We start from the raw sequence: 14,857 nt of genomic DNA on the forward strand, positions 1-14,857 counted from the left end.
AGCGGCAGGTATTGGCCCGATCTCCGAACTTTAGTTTAGAAGCTTCCTGTTTCATTAAGCAAACATGAAAGCCCGGCTAAGGGTGAATACCGTCGTTACCCGGCGGCAAAGGCATCGGCATGCGTTCGCTCGTAATTGACGAATTTATTAAAGTTCTTCAGGAAGACCAATTCCACTGTGCCTACCGGACCATTACGCTGTTTGGCAATGATGATCTCGATGATATTCTTCTTCTCGGTTTCCTGATTGTAATAATCATCCCGGTATAAGAACGCAACGATATCGGCATCCTGCTCGATCGAACCGGATTCCCGGAGGTCACTCATCATCGGACGCTTGTCCTGACGCTGCTCCACGCCCCGGCTGAGCTGTGACAGCGCGATGACCGGCACTTCGAGCTCACGGGCAATTTGTTTGAGCGTACGCGAAATCTCGGATACCTCCTGCTGCCGGTTCTCTCCGGGCTTGCCGCGCCCATGAATGAGCTGGAGGTAATCGATCAGAATCATGCCGAGCCCCTTCTCTTTTTTCAAACGGCGGCATTTCGCACGGATATCGGCTACCGTGACGCCAGGTGTATCATCAATGTAAATCTCCGCCTCGGATAAAGCGGCGATGCCCATCGTTAGCTTGGACCAATCTTCGTCGCCTTTGAAATCGCCATTCCGCATCACGCCCGCATCGAGGTTCGCCTCGGCACAGATCATACGCTGAACGAGCTGTGGCGCGGACATCTCCAGACTGAAGATGGCTACCGTTTCTTTGGCGCGAATGGCCACGTTCTGGGCGATATTCAGTGCGAAGGCCGTTTTACCTACGGAAGGACGGGCCGCCACGATAATCAAGTCGTTGCGCTGGAATCCGCTTGTCATTTTGTCCAGATCCACAAAGCCGGAAGGAATCCCTGTCGTATTCCCCCGGTTCTGATGAAGGACCTCCACCTTCTCGAAGACTTCCATCAGCACGTCGCGAATCGCAATAAACCCGCTGCCCGTGCGTCGATTGGAGATCTCGAGTATGCGGCGCTCCGCCTCGCTGAGCATACCGGATACATCTTCTCCTCCGGTATAGCCTTCACTGACAATCTGGGTTGCCGTTCGGATCAAACGCCGCAGCATCGATTTCTCTTCGATGATTTGGGCGTAATAATCCACGTTCGCAGCCGTCGGGACGGCATGAGCCAGCTTCGCTAAATAGCTGACTCCACCGATCTCTTCCAGCTGTCCTTTATCTTGCAGAAGAGATGTAAGGGTCACCAGATCGATCGGTTGATTGCCTTCCCCGAGCTGCACCATGACTTCATAAATCATCTGATGTGATTTATCGTAGAAGTCCTCAGCCTGCACCCGCTCCATCGCCGTGATCAGCGCTTCACTCTGCAGCAGAATGGCACCGAGCACGGCCTGCTCTGCCTCAAGGTTCTGCGGGGGGACCCGATCGAAATAGAGTTCTCCTCCCATATTACTCCTCCGTAATTTGAACCTTGAGCGTCGCCTTGACGTCAGGATGCAGCTTCACCGGAACCTGGGTAACGCCCAGGCTGCGGATCGGATCGCTAAGCTCAATTTTGCGTTTGTCGATTTTGATCTTCTGTCCTGCCAATGCTTCCGCAATTTGTTTGCTGGTAATGGCGCCGAACAGACGTCCGCCCTCTCCAGCTTTGGCTTTCAGGATCACCGTCATCTCTTCCAGCTTCTTGCCGAGCGCCTGCGCCTCTTCCTTCTCCTGCGCCTTGCGCTTCTCCTCGGAGGCCTGCTGCTGCTCCAGCGTTTTCATGTTCCCGTCGGTAGCCGGACGAGCGACTCCCCGCGGAATCAGGAAGTTTGTTGCATATCCTTCCGAAACTTCCTTCACTTCGCCTTTCTTGCCTTGGCCCTTCATATCTTTTATGAAAATGACTTTCATTCAAATAACCCCTCTTTCGCTTCGATGTCCTTCAGTACCTCCATCAACTTCTCCTCGGCTTTCTCAGGCGTCGTATCCAGTTGTACTGCGGCGTTCGTTAAATGTCCGCCTCCCCCGAGACGTTCCATAATCATCTGAACATTCATCTTGCCCATCGAACGGGCGCTAATGCCAATCTTGCCGTCGGTGCGCTCGCTAATGACAAAGGATGCCTGCACATCCGTCATATTCAGCAGCATATCCGCCACTTGAGCAATGAGCAGCTGCGGCATGGGCTCCCCGCTCTTCGCCACCGCGATAGCGATATGGTCAAATACCATTTTAGCATGTTTCACGATTTCTGCCTTCGCTATAAATTCTGTCAGATCTTCCTTGAGCACCCGCTGAATCATCATGGTGTCAGCTCCGTGACGCCGCAGGAACCCGGCCGCCTCGAACGTTCTCGATCCCGTGTGGAGGGCAAAATGCTTGGTATCCACCGTAATCCCTGCCAGCAATGCCGTGGCCTCAACCGGAGTAAGGGATACCCTGTCATGAATATACTGCAGCACCTCCGTCACCAGCTCGCAGGTTGAAGAGGCATACGGCTCAAGATAGATCAGCACCGCGTCATTAATAAATTCTTCGCCGCGCCGGTGATGATCCATCACGACCACCCGGCTTGCGCGATGAACCAGCCTCGGCTCCATCGTCATGGAGGCTTTATGGGTATCCACGACAACGAGCAGCGTGTGCTCCGTCATCATCTGCATCGATTGTTCGGTCGAGATGAATCGGCTCATCAAGGCTTCATCCTTGCGGACCTCTTCCATAATCCTCGAAATGGACGGATTCATTCCCTCCATCACGATATAAGCCTCGACTTTATACATTTGGGCTGCTTTCAGGATGCCGATCGCAGCGCCGACCACGTCCATATCCGGCAGCTTGTGGCCCATGATGATCACTTTGTCGCTCTCCTGCATCAAATCGCGCAGCGCATGGGAAATGACTCGCGCTCTTACGCGCGTTCGTTTCTCTACCGCGTTGGATTTACCGCCATAGAAGGAGAGCCTTTGGCCGGCTTTGACAGCGGCCTGATCTCCGCCCCGGCCCAGTGCCATATCCAGACTGGATTGGGCAAGCTGCCCCAGCTCCGTGATATCGTCTGAACCGAAGGCAAGACCGACGCTCAGCGTAAGCGGTACCTTCAGATCGGCCGTCATCTCCCGGACTTCGTCCAGGATGAGAAAACGGCTGTTCTCCAGTGCATCGAGCGACCTGTGGTTCAGCATCATCAAATAGCGGTCCGAGGAGAGCCTCCGTAAGTAGACGTTGAACTCCCGGGCCCAATTCGTAATCTCGCTGGTGACCTTTGCAATGAGTGCCGTCCGCTGTTGATCATCCATTCCCTGCGAGGCCTCATCGATGTTATCCATCATGATAATGCCCAAGGCCAGCCGCTCATCCTCGTACCGCTGCCTGAGCACCGCCAGCTCGGTGATCTCATCCAGATAAATGAGTCGCTCATCCGGAATTACCGTGGCTCCATAGTACTTATCCTCATGGGAAATCTCCAGCCGAATTTCCTTCGGCGGCTTCTCTTTGCCATCCTTCTTCTCCTGGATTTCCTTTAGCGCTGTCACCAGCTCGGGGAACAGCTCCTGCAAGGAAGCGCCCACCAGCGGCTGTTGGGGAAACATATTGACTACGAATCGGTTATGCCATTCCACGGTCTTATCCTCGCTGTACAGCACAATGCCAAATGGCAGCACGCTGACCGCTTCGCCCTCGACCCGCTGAATCCGAAACGACAGATCTCCGATATAATCGACCAGCTCGCGGCGAAACTTCATCTCCGCCTTCAGCATCGCGTAGCCGCCTACCACCGCAAGCAGCAGCCCGACCAGCCCCAGAATCGTATTGTAGAACGACAGAAAAATAACAAGCAGAAGCACCAGCGCAAACGCCCAGACGGTATGATAGCCGTGCCAGCGTTTCTGCAGAAATTTAGGCATGACTCATCACCCTATCTTTTGTTTTTACTAAATGCCTGACGAAGTGGGAACGCCAGATCCAGGATTCCGATAATCATTGCCGGCGGGAACAGAACAATCGGTATGGCCGTCAAAAGCGGCGCGATCGGATGCCACTTCCGCTCGTGTGCCAGATAATAGAAGAAGCTTAGCGCTTGAATCATGAAGCAGATTTGCAGCAACGGCGTAGCGTTGGCTACTATCATCTTCATGAAGGTATTGTCCGAATTGACGGTTGCTATGTTGATGAAGAAAATGAGCAGGTAGTACCAGATCAGGGAACGCGGGAGCATCCATTCTCTGGCCGGCTTCAGCCGCGGCACGGATAAGCCCATGCTGTTGAGGGTGGGCCGTGCCAAAGCATGAGTGACCACCGTCATAAGGAACGAGCTGATAATCATCGCGAACGGAACCAAACGCATCGTTTGATCTTTAATGAGTTGTGTATCGAGTTCGGTGCCAAGGAACTGGCCGCCCAGGCCGCCTTCAACACCCATCTCGGTGAGCGGAGCGGTCGTCATCTTTACGATCTCATCCACATATTCCGACAGATTCAATTGGAAGAAGGCCGTGCTGATCATCAGCAGGACAAGCAGTTCCACCAGCATGACGGCCATGCCATACTTCAACACCTGCATGGCTGCCTTCCGTTTCCGGTATAAATACCCCATCACGATCCCCGGAATCGCAAAATAGATCGCAAGCAGTAAATAAATGGGATGAATCAGAAGAGCAATCAGCCACACCGGCACCACATGCATGATAAATGATTTTGTATTCAAAGCCGTAAACAGAATCGCAACCGGCAGAACCAATAAGAAAGCCGTTACGATCGAAAAGGGTGTGAGTAGTGACAGCAGCAGCAGCAAATATACAATGCTCCATACCGCCGTAGTCCAGCGCAATTTCAATATGTTCACCTCTTACGCAAATGTTCTTCGAGCGCGGAAATATCCTGGTACCAATCCTCCAGCTGATGTCCTTCCTGCTTATGCTTTTTCAATTTCTCCAACAAGAGATCGTCCAAATCCCGATAGGTCAAGCCGAGCCTTCGGCCCAGTATGTAGGAGCTCATCATCAGGCTTGCCAAACTGTCTCCAACCTTTGTAGTGCTGCCTTCCCATAGAGCTTTGAATAACCGGGATACATGATCAATTACTTCGGTTTTAAGCCATTCAATCACTTTGGCGCGTTTCGCTACATCCAAGTCCTTCGGCATATTCGGCATATCCATCTCTCCCTGAAAACAGCTTTATTCTCCATTATAGCATAAAAAAAAGCCGCCCACACAAAGGCCCCGGGGCACCCTGTCCAACCTTAGTCCCCATGGCGGAGATAACTTACCTTCTCTTTGTACTCCAAATGGCCACCGGTTATTCCCCCTGCATGCCGGCTGCAGCCCCGTCTCTATAGAAATAGGACGTGTTACCCACGATGTCCCCGTGGTCCCACGCCCTTTGTTGTTTGCGTTCCTACATGATTATGTTGCCCCTTGGGATTCCATCGTCTCCTTGGAAACAAAGCGTTCACAGTACTCGATGATAAGGCTTCTGCGGACAATCCCGATAAATCGGTTCATGTCGTCCACCACCGGCACAAAGTTCTGTACCTTGGCCAAATTAATCAGATCCTCCATCCGGGCATCAATCGATACCGGCTTGATATCCATGCGGAACGGAACATCCTTCAGCAAAAATTTCGAAGCGTTCTCAAAAGTGATTTTGCCTTCCGAGTTCTTCATATGCCATAACAGATCTCCTTCGGTTACGGTGCCTGCATATTGACCGTTCTTATCCAGCACGGGCACCGCCGTGTACCGGTGAAACTCCATCCGTTCCAGCGTCTGCCTGAGCGTGGAGTCCAGCGTTAAACAAATCACTTCCTGCTTCGGTAATAGAAAAAAAGCGATATTCATAATGCATTATCCTCCTTATGACTCCAACCTCATGGAGTCATGTTAAGTAACCTTCCTGATCCAAAAGCTTGGTATGCAGGTTACTCCTTCCCCTATCCATACTCATACATACGTTAACTCCGTCGTTTCGATTCCCTTGTATAGGGCACAAAATCAGCAGCCAGGCAATCCGGACTGCTGATTGAGATGAAGCAACGTACTATGACATCATCCGGATGTACCGGTGTTTATGTTATTGCAATTTCTGTTTCTCTGCATCTTTAGGCTGCAGCAGCTGGTCTGCCGGCGTATCCGGGTTCATCCAGTTGTCGATTAGGTCGCGGGCTTCCTGCACGTCCTCCATGTCGGCCTCATTATAATAGATGCCGTTAATTTTCATGCCTTCTCCCATGATCGTATAGCTGGTCATATCCACTTTGCCCCCGGTCAGCATCTGCTTCGCCAGGTCGATAATGAATTTAGGCTGCATATCGGTTTGGAAATTATCTCCCATAATCTCGATCAGTTCAGGCACCTTGCCGATCTGATCCAGCTTCATGACCCGCTTAGCCGCTACATCCAAAAATACCTGCTGTCTCTTCGCCCGATTAAAGTCGCTATCTTCACGATAACGGACATAATTCAAGGCTTCCTCGCCATTGTAAATCGGTTTGTTGGCTTCAATCGTGAACTTCTCATGATCCCTGCCTTTGTTGACGATATCCTTGCGGATCGGCAGCTCAACGCCGCCAAGGGCGTCAACGACATCCTTCAAGCCTTGAAAATTAATGGAGGCATAATAATCAAGTTCCTCATCGAAAAATGCTTCCATCGTATCTTTCGCCATTTGGTGACCGCCATATGCAAACGCATGGTTGATCTTGTCTTTCTTGTCCTTGCCGATAATATCGACGTACGTATCCCGCGGTACCGAGATTAGGAGCACTTTGGACTCCATGGGACGTACAACCGCATAGATCAACGTGTCCGAACGGGCTGGCTCGTCTTCCCGCTGGTCGCTTCCCAGCAGCATGACCGAGAACGGCTTGCTCTGGAGTACGACCGGTTCAGGCGTCTTGTCGCTCTGGAGCGGCTTATACGATTTCTGTAACGATTCCTCTACGTCCTTTGCCATAAACAGGTCAAATGCCACGACCGCAAGCTGCGTTCTAAACAGAAATGCGGATGAGCCCAGCAATATGACAATAGCGAGCGTAATATATAATGATTTCCTCTTCATGAGTTCAATTCCTTCTTTATTATAAAATAAATTAATGGATAAGTCAGATCGTTAAAGGTCTTTGCTTGCACCCTAAGCTGCTTGGCTCACCCTCCTCTCTTATTAAACGGGAACTCCTCCCGTTGACTCACTTCATACTAGTAGGCTAGTTGCAACACATCATCTATTGTAAACCAGAATATTGTCAAATGTGAACCCTTCACGGGCAGTTCTATAAATCTACCAAATCCTCATTGATCCGTTAAACCGGTCTGTTCTCATGCTGAAGAGCGGCTGCGGTTCCCGAATATTGGAACCAGTCGTCCAGCCGCTCTCTCCACGTCAAGGTCTTGGAAAATCCGTAATCGAACAGCTTTCGCGTCTCTTCAAACCTTGCTTCTTTGGATTCGGTACCCATGACAACGGCAATAAGCCGGCTGCCTTGCTTCTCGGCTGTTCCCGTAAAGCAGTACCCTGCATTCGCCGTGTATCCTGCTTTTAATCCATCGGTGCCTTCGTAGGAATAAGGGCCGCCAAGCGAGGGCAGCATCCAATTGGTGTTGCTCAAATATAAATTGCGTCCGCTTATCTTCGTCTGCGTTTTGCTGGAAGTGCTTAGTATATCCGGATGGCTTCTAATGAGATGCGCGGCTAGTTTAGCCGTATCTTCTGCGGTCATTACCGTTTCTCCATCCGAGGACCAGGCGTGACCATTGGCAGTGCCCTGCTCGACGCCTGACGCGTTCACGAAACGGGTCGCGCTGGATAAGCCAATCTCTTTGGCCTTGGCATTCATCTTCCGAACGAACGCTTCCTCGGAGCCCGCAAAATGCTCGGCAAGCGCCACGGACGCATCATTGGCGGAATAAACCGTTATGCTCTGGAACAATTCGCGAACCGTCAATATTTCGCCGGACTTCAAGGCGATTTTAACGCCTCTGACGTCGCTTGCCGTATCGCTTATCTTGACTTCATCGTCCCAGGATCTCTTCCCGGTCTTAATATCATCCAGGATGACCAATTCGGTCATCAGCTTGGACATGCTAGCAGGCGGTAAGGGTACGTCGCCATTCTCGCTGAGCAAAATACGCCCGGTGTTTAAATCCATTAAGACGACGGCTCGCGCGTCAACCTTCGGTTTAAACCCCGCTCGTTCTATATTTCCTATGACAACCGCCCCTATGGGGACGATAATTAGCAACATCATGACCAGCCAAAGCCACCGTTTTTTCATAGAATAAGCCCTCCATAGTTATAGACGGTTGAAAGAGGCATTTGGTCTGCTTTTTTTTTGAATTTTCTGTTTAGAAATTTTTGTAAATGAAACGAATGTGTCAGGAAAACGAAAAAGACCTCCAACCGTCCGCAGACGATAGGAAGTCCTTCTATGAATCTGTAAATCTTCTAATCATCATGCTGATTGCTGTCAGAAAACCTGGATATGAAGAGTCCTATTAAGCGTAGTGACAAGCAACAAAGTGATCATTTCCTACATTGCGGTATTCCGGCACTTGCTGTTTGCACAGGTCCGAAGCCAGCGGGCAGCGTGTGTGGAATTTGCAGCCTGAAGGCGGGTTCGCCGGACTTGGAATGTCGCCTTTCAGTACGATCCGGTCGCGCTTCAGCGTTGGGTCCGGTACCGGTACGGCAGACAGCAATGCTTTCGTATAAGGATGCAGCGGGTTGCGGAACAGCTCTTCCTTGCTTGCCATTTCTACCATCGATCCCAGATACATTACCCCAATTCGGTTGCACAAATGCTCTACAACACTGAGATCATGAGAAATGAACAAGTAAGTCAGCTGCTTCTCGCGCTGCAAATCACTTAATAAGTTGATGATTTGTGCTTGAATCGATACGTCCAATGCAGATACCGGCTCATCCGCGACGATAAAGTCGGGATTCAGAATCAACGCGCGGGCAATCCCGATCCGTTGTCGCTGTCCGCCGGAGAACTCATGCGGATACCGATCGTAATGATAGGCGGCAAGGCCGCAAATTTCCAGCGTTTCAATCACGCGGTCTTTAAGTTCCTTACGATTAACTAACCCATGGTCAATGAGTGCTTCGCCGATGGCTTCGCCCACTTTGATTCTTGGATTCAGCGAGCTGAATGGATCCTGAAATACGATCTGCATCTTCGGACGCAAGGCTCGCATCTTCTCCTTGGACAAGGAATGGATGTCGGTACCATTAAAGATGACTTTGCCTTCCGTTTTTTCCAGCAATCGAAGAATGGTTCGTCCAATGGTGCTCTTGCCGCAGCCCGATTCACCTACGAGCCCGAAGGATTCGCCTTTGTTGATGGTAAAGCTGACTCCGTCAACGGCCCTTACATTGCCCACGGTTCGTTGAAATACGCCGCCGGTGATGGGAAAGTATTTCTTCAAACCGTCTATTTCGATCAGTGCTTGACTCATTAGGCTTTCCCCTCCTCTTCATACAGCCAGCAAGCGACCTTATGGCCGTTAGGATCCGTACCGAGCGGAGGCGTTTTCTCCTTGCAGATCTGCATGCAGAATTCGCAGCGATCATGGAAATGACAGTTGTCTCCAAGATCTACCGGGTTAGGCACTTGTCCCGGAATCGAATACAGACGTTCTTGCGTCTGATTAATGACCGGCTTCGCCTTCAGAAGACCTTTGGTATATGGATGCTTCGGTTGTTTGAACAGCTCGATGACCGGCGCTTCTTCTATGACTTTGCCTGCGTACATAACAACAACATAATCCGCCATCTCGGCAACAACGCCTAGGTCATGCGTAATAAGCATAATCGAAGTGTTGAGTTTACCCTTAATGTCACGCATCAAATCCAAGATCTGGGCCTGAATCGTAACGTCAAGCGCGGTTGTAGGCTCATCCGCGATCAGCAGCTTCGGATTACAGCTAAGGGCAATCGCGATCATGATCCGTTGACGCATACCGCCGCTGAGCTCATGCGGATAAGAGTCGAAAATCTTCTCCGCACGCGGGATTCCAACCAAATTAATCAGATCGATGGCGCGTTGTTTTGCTTCTTTACGGTTAACGAGCTGATGAAGCAGGATCGGCTCCACAATCTGCTCCCCGATCGTTAATACCGGGTTGAGCGAGGTCATGGGTTCCTGGAAGATCATAGCGATATCGTTGCCGCGAATCAAGCTCATCTCGCGCTTGCTCATCTTCAGCAGATCCTTGCCTTCATACAGGATTTCTCCCCCCACCGGAGGTGTATCGATCAAACGCATAAGAGACATGGCTGTTACGCTCTTACCACAGCCCGACTCACCCACCACGCACAGTGTTTCACCTTCACGGATTTTGAAGCTAACATCGTCGACGGCTTTCACGGTGCCTGCGGAGGTTTGAAAATGCGTTTTTAAATTGCGGAATTCTACTAATTCTTTTGCCATATTCGCATCTCCTACTTCTTCATTTTCGGGTCAAGTGCGTCGCGAAGCCCGTCACCGATCAAGTTGATTGCAACTACGGTAACAAGAATACACATCCCTGGCGGTATCCACAGCCACGGCCGCTTACGGAAATCAATCAAACTGTTTGCGGCCGAGATCATGTTCCCCCAAGAAGGTGTTGGCGGAACGACCCCAACTCCCAAGAAGCTTAACGCCGATTCGTAAATAATGGCTCCGGCTACGCCAAGCGTTGCGGATACGATAATAATCGGAATTGTATTCGGCAGCAGATGGCGGAAAATTTTGCGTCGGTCTTTAAGTCCCAGCGCTTCCGTTGCCTGCATAAACTCTTGTTCACGTAGCGTCAATATTTGTCCGCGTACAAGGCGGGAAATTCCACTCCAGCCTAAGATACCTATAATCAACATCAAGAAATAGATTCGTTCAGAAGGATCAACCTTTAAGTCTGACAGCACCGCGCCCAAAATGATCAGGATCGGGAGCGTCGGAATCGCCATAAATATATCGGCAATACGCATAATCAGAGTATCGACCCATTTTCGATAGAACCCGGCCAGCGCGCCAAGCGTCGCCCCCACGATGACCGAGATACCCGTTGCGACAAGACCGACCGTCAGGGAAATCCGGCCTGCAAGCATCATACGCAGAAGAACATCGCGGCCTAGCTTATCCGTGCCTAGCCAATATTTGGAGCTTGGAGGCAAGTTTTTATCTTTTACACTGTAGTCATACAGTGAGTATGGCGAGAACAATGGACCAATAAAACACAGCAAAAACATAAATACGATTATGATAAGTCCGATGACAGCAAGACGGTTTCTGGAAAAACGGCGAATAGCGATCCGCCACGGGGAATCCGGCTGCTTCTTCGGTACTGGTAGATTCGTTTTTAATGGTGCAGCCTCTGCGGACAAATGAATCTCCTCCTACTTTAAGCGAATTCTTGGATCTGCAGTTCCATACAGAACGTCAGACAACAGGTTGCCCAGAAGTGTCAGTACGGATATGAACACCGTGAAACCAAGCATGAACGGATAGTCCCGCATATTGATCGATTCCAGATAAACTTGACCGACCCCTGGCCAAATGAAAATTTTCTCCATGATGATGGCGCCGCCAAACAAAGCTGGCAGCTCAAAGCCCATCAGGGTGATCGCAGGAAGCATTGCATTACGCAGAGCATGCTTGAAAATTACCGTACGTTCCTTTAGCCCCTTAGCACGAGCCGTCCGGATGTAATCCTGACGAATAACCTCCAGCATGCTTGTACGGAAATACCGCGTCAAGCTGCCTGTGCTAAGCATCGTGAGTACCGTAACCGGCAAGAACATATGCCAAGCGATATCAACCAATTGTTCCCACGTATTTCCATTCATTCCGGATGTCTTCATACCGCCAACCGGGAACCACCCTAGATCCAACGCCAAAAATTTGATGAGAAGAAGTCCGATGAAGAAAGAGGGCAGTGACATACATAAAAAGATTAATAGCGTAATGATTTTATCGAATAAAGAATACTGGAATTTAGCCGAGAATACGCCGGCAAAAATAGCAATAATCCAACTCAATATCAAACTGAAAATAGCGATGAAAAAGGAGTTCCATACATAATTGCCCATAACGGTTGTAACAGGTTGTTTGTGCACAAGGGAATCTCCGAGATTACCCTTCAGCATATTGCCGACCCATGTAAGATAACGCTCTACTGGCGGCTTATCTAAACCATAAATTTCCCGAAGCTGAGCTGCCTTCTCAGCAGTCATCGTCGGGTTATTCACTGCAGTGATATAGTCACCTGGAACCAATGCTGATATTGCAAATATGATAATCGAAATCCCGATCATTGTCGGGATAATCTGCAGCAGCCTCCGGATAATGTACTGCTTCATAATATTCCTCCCGGCTTATAAGTGGATATGCCCAGCTCTTGCGAGCTGAGCATATGTTTCCTGCTGTTATTGTTGAATTTCGGCTTTATAGAGATCGATGGTGAAGTCTTTGTATGGAGTGATGTCCATGCCGTTGATTCTGCTGTTAATACCCCACATATCGCGTCTTTGATAGATCAAGAGATCCGGAACGTTTTGGTTCAGCACTTGATATGCTTCAGCGTAAGCTGCTTTACGTTCTTCAAGATCAAACGCGTTCAGACCTTTTTTCATAGCTGCATCGTAATCTGGATTGGAGAAGCCGATATCGTTCTGCTGTCCATCTGTAATGTAAACCGTGGAATCCGGATCCGGAGTCAAGCCCCAAGCTGCGAAGAACATTTCGAACTCGCCTTTGTCCTTCTTATCCATGATAGCGTTGAAATCCAACGTTTCAGCAGTCAATTTGATGCCAAGTTCTTGGTAGTTTTGCGTCATAACCGGAATCAGAGCATCGATTACCGGGTTGTCAGCTGTTGCAGAGAAATGAATTTCGAATTTCTTGCCGTCTTTTTCGCGAGTACCGTCTGCACCGGCTACCCAACCTGCTTCATCAAGAAGCTGCTTCGCTTTTTCCATGTCGAACTCGTACGGCTCAATGCCTTCGTCCGTGTAAGCCCAGGAAACGCTGGATTGTGGAATATTCAATACGTTCGCATAAGGACCATAGATGATTTCTACTACTTCTGCACGGTTCAAACCGTACATCAATGCTTGACGAACCTTAACGTCTTGGAATTTAGGATCATTGTGGTTCATGGCAACATATCCGTAACCGTTGGTTGGGAAGATGTTGACGTCCAGGAAGCCCATGCCTTTCAATTCTTCTACGTTGTCTTCGTTAACGGTAACCATATCCATATCGATTTCGCCGGATTGGAACATGGCCAATCTGGTTTCTTCAGTTGTAGTCTTGTAAATAACGTTCTTGATTTTCGGTGCGCCCAGGAAGTAGTTAGCGTTAGCTTCGAGTACTACCTCTTGACCTGGGGAGTAGCTCTTCAATACATATTGACCGCTTCCGATTGGTTTAGCGTGCAGATCTTTCATGTACTCCAGGTTGCCTTGCTTGTAACCTTTGCCATAGTAGGCTTCTGGTGCAAAAGCAACCGTACCGAGGTTATCCTTGGTCATTGCATTTGCTTCGGTAACTTCGATTTCAATGGTATTGTCGTCGATGACTTTAATACCGGAGATATCGGTAGCTTTGCCTTCGTTGTACTCTTTACCGCCTTTGATATGAACGGACAACAGATCGGATTGGCCGTCATAGCTGGAATCATGATAAACTTTCATTGCAAAAGCATAGTCTTTTACAGTAACAGGAGTGCCATCGGAATACGTCACGCCTGGCTTCAATTTGAACGTGTACTTCAATTTATCCTCGGAAACTTCTACGCTTTCCGCCAAACGGTTCTGGTACGTTCCGTCGCCTTGAACTGCGAAGAAAGAATCAAAGATAGCGTCTACGACATATTTGTCATAAGCAGTCTGCCAGTAGAACGGGTTAAATACCCCTTTAGGTGCGGTCATACCTACAACAAGTGTGTCTTTACGATTCAATGCAGTTGCTGGATTCAAAGATGGGTCTTCAGCTTCAAAATAGCCTTGGCTTTCGTCACCAGATTCAGCTGGCGGTTCTGTAGTTTCTTCGCCATCGCCTTCAGCTGGTGGAGTTTGCTCCGTTTGATCCCCTTGACTTGGTGGCTGTTCTGCTGTTCCTCCGCCTCCGCAAGCTGCTAATACCGTGATGGCCAGAAGCATGATTGCCAGCAGGAGTGACATTCTTTTCTTCATGCGAATCCTCCTCTTAAAAAATGTTGTTGCAATATAAATTATCAGGACGAATATTGAAATCATCCTTAAATAATTTCGGTACTGAACGTTACGTTCTCTAGGATGTCATTGCATGATGTGAAATAACTTGAAAGTTTTACAGAAAATATACCATTGGTCAATTAGTGCCAAAGTCTCTAGCAATATCTTCTTGCCTATAAAATTAATGTTATGATACGTGTAAATTTAGGTAACGTCAATTACTTTTTTTCATATTTCTCAAAAATCATGTTTTTATCGTCGTTTTCGAGGTTAATAATTAAGTTTATCTCCGTTGTATATCCTTAGTTTACTGAAAATGTATGTAATATCAAGATTTATTTACAATTTATAACTATAATCGCTTTCGGTTTTGTGGAAATGATGTAATGTTATATTACAAATAATTTTAATTCAGATTTAAAACCTTGATTAAAAGTGCTAAAAGGTAAGTTTTATGTTAAATTATATCACACTATTCTAGTCTATCTCTGCTCAATCTAGATAAAGCCCATTTTTATGTAATATTTCATCCTAACCGTAAGCTTCAATTCCGTATTAGATGACGCCTGTTTGGAGGTATTACCTTTCATGGTTTCGTTCCTCTACTGCACTAAAACCTAAAAAGCAATCCGGATGCATCTTCCGGATTGCTTTCATGTTCTG

The 14,857-nt window shown here is 48.8% G+C and carries 13 protein-coding genes; all 13 read right to left on the reverse strand.

The window, feature by feature from the left end:
* Nucleotides 1-95 precede the first annotated feature (95 nt).
* The 13 genes from dnaB to MHH82_RS32315 all read right to left on the reverse strand — a co-directional run bounded on the left by dnaB (nucleotide 96) and on the right by MHH82_RS32315 (nucleotide 14,173).
* On the reverse strand, nucleotides 96-1,460 hold the full coding sequence (gene dnaB, locus MHH82_RS32255) for a replicative DNA helicase (RefSeq protein WP_015738106.1): 1,365 nt from the start codon (nucleotides 1,458-1,460) through the stop codon (nucleotides 96-98).
* A gap of 1 nt (nucleotide 1,461) precedes the next feature.
* On the reverse strand, nucleotides 1,462-1,905 hold the full coding sequence (rplI, locus tag MHH82_RS32260) for a 50S ribosomal protein L9 (protein WP_036659565.1): 444 nt from the start codon (nucleotides 1,903-1,905) through the stop codon (nucleotides 1,462-1,464).
* Nucleotides 1,902-3,902 (reverse strand): DHH family phosphoesterase, encoded by a 2,001-nt coding sequence (locus MHH82_RS32265; protein WP_015738108.1) that lies wholly within the window; start codon nucleotides 3,900-3,902, stop codon nucleotides 1,902-1,904. The genes rplI and MHH82_RS32265 overlap by 4 nt, the downstream gene beginning before the upstream one ends.
* An 11-nt stretch (nucleotides 3,903-3,913) precedes the next feature.
* Nucleotides 3,914-4,831: a DUF2232 domain-containing protein gene (locus tag MHH82_RS32270; RefSeq protein WP_036659569.1), complete on the reverse strand. Its 918-nt coding sequence runs from the start codon at nucleotides 4,829-4,831 to the stop codon at nucleotides 3,914-3,916.
* 5 nt (nucleotides 4,832-4,836) lie between these two features.
* A complete protein-coding gene (locus MHH82_RS32275; RefSeq protein WP_175320760.1) occupies nucleotides 4,837-5,139 on the reverse strand; it encodes a MazG-like family protein in 303 nt (100 codons plus the stop codon).
* A 261-nt stretch (nucleotides 5,140-5,400) separates the two neighbouring features.
* Nucleotides 5,401-5,835, reverse strand: a complete 435-nt coding sequence (locus tag MHH82_RS32280; RefSeq protein ID WP_009591456.1) for a CBS domain-containing protein — start codon at nucleotides 5,833-5,835, stop codon at nucleotides 5,401-5,403.
* A gap of 232 nt (nucleotides 5,836-6,067) precedes the next feature.
* Nucleotides 6,068-7,054: an LCP family protein gene (locus MHH82_RS32285; RefSeq protein ID WP_015738109.1), complete on the reverse strand. Its 987-nt coding sequence runs from the start codon at nucleotides 7,052-7,054 to the stop codon at nucleotides 6,068-6,070.
* A gap of 241 nt (nucleotides 7,055-7,295) precedes the next feature.
* Nucleotides 7,296-8,267: a D-alanyl-D-alanine carboxypeptidase family protein gene (locus MHH82_RS32290; RefSeq protein ID WP_015738110.1), complete on the reverse strand. Its 972-nt coding sequence runs from the start codon at nucleotides 8,265-8,267 to the stop codon at nucleotides 7,296-7,298.
* 220 nt (nucleotides 8,268-8,487) lie between these two features.
* A complete protein-coding gene (locus MHH82_RS32295; RefSeq protein ID WP_009591536.1) occupies nucleotides 8,488-9,453 on the reverse strand; it encodes an ABC transporter ATP-binding protein in 966 nt (321 codons plus the stop codon).
* Nucleotides 9,453-10,427 (reverse strand): ABC transporter ATP-binding protein, encoded by a 975-nt coding sequence (locus MHH82_RS32300; RefSeq protein ID WP_009591511.1) that lies wholly within the window; start codon nucleotides 10,425-10,427, stop codon nucleotides 9,453-9,455. Before MHH82_RS32300 ends, MHH82_RS32295 begins: the two co-directional genes overlap by 1 nt.
* A gap of 11 nt (nucleotides 10,428-10,438) precedes the next feature.
* Nucleotides 10,439-11,362 carry an oligopeptide ABC transporter permease gene (gene opp4C / locus MHH82_RS32305; RefSeq protein WP_015738112.1) on the reverse strand — a complete coding sequence of 308 codons (924 nt, stop codon included), beginning with the start codon at nucleotides 11,360-11,362 and terminating at the stop codon, nucleotides 10,439-10,441.
* Nucleotides 11,363-11,374: 12 nt separating this feature from the next.
* A complete protein-coding gene (locus MHH82_RS32310) occupies nucleotides 11,375-12,337 on the reverse strand; it encodes an ABC transporter permease (protein ID WP_009591558.1) in 963 nt (320 codons plus the stop codon).
* A gap of 66 nt (nucleotides 12,338-12,403) precedes the next feature.
* Complete coding sequence (locus MHH82_RS32315) at nucleotides 12,404-14,173, reverse strand: ABC transporter substrate-binding protein (protein WP_036659571.1); 1,770 nt, start codon at nucleotides 14,171-14,173, stop codon at nucleotides 12,404-12,406.
* Nucleotides 14,174-14,857: the final 684 nt, after the last annotated feature.

The organism is Bacillus sp. FSL K6-6540 (assembly GCF_038007545.1).

Coding starts and splice junctions, on each gene's coding strand:
- MHH82_RS32290 (WP_015738110.1), bottom strand. CDS start 8,267: ATGAAAAAACGGTGGCTTTGGCTGGTCATGATGTTGCTAATTATCGTC.
- MHH82_RS32265 (WP_015738108.1), bottom strand. CDS start 3,902: ATGCCTAAATTTCTGCAGAAACGCTGGCACGGCTATCATACCGTCTGG.
- MHH82_RS32310 (WP_009591558.1), bottom strand. CDS start 12,337: ATGAAGCAGTACATTATCCGGAGGCTGCTGCAGATTATCCCGACAATG.
- MHH82_RS32295 (WP_009591536.1), bottom strand. CDS start 9,453: ATGAGTCAAGCACTGATCGAAATAGACGGTTTGAAGAAATACTTTCCC.
- MHH82_RS32275 (WP_175320760.1), bottom strand. CDS start 5,139: ATGCCGAAGGACTTGGATGTAGCGAAACGCGCCAAAGTGATTGAATGG.
- rplI (WP_036659565.1), bottom strand. CDS start 1,905: ATGAAAGTCATTTTCATAAAAGATATGAAGGGCCAAGGCAAGAAAGGC.
- dnaB (WP_015738106.1), bottom strand. CDS start 1,460: ATGGGAGGAGAACTCTATTTCGATCGGGTCCCCCCGCAGAACCTTGAG.
- MHH82_RS32315 (WP_036659571.1), bottom strand. CDS start 14,173: ATGAAGAAAAGAATGTCACTCCTGCTGGCAATCATGCTTCTGGCCATC.
- MHH82_RS32285 (WP_015738109.1), bottom strand. CDS start 7,054: ATGAAGAGGAAATCATTATATATTACGCTCGCTATTGTCATATTGCTG.
- MHH82_RS32280 (WP_009591456.1), bottom strand. CDS start 5,835: ATGAATATCGCTTTTTTTCTATTACCGAAGCAGGAAGTGATTTGTTTA.
- MHH82_RS32300 (WP_009591511.1), bottom strand. CDS start 10,427: ATGGCAAAAGAATTAGTAGAATTCCGCAATTTAAAAACGCATTTTCAA.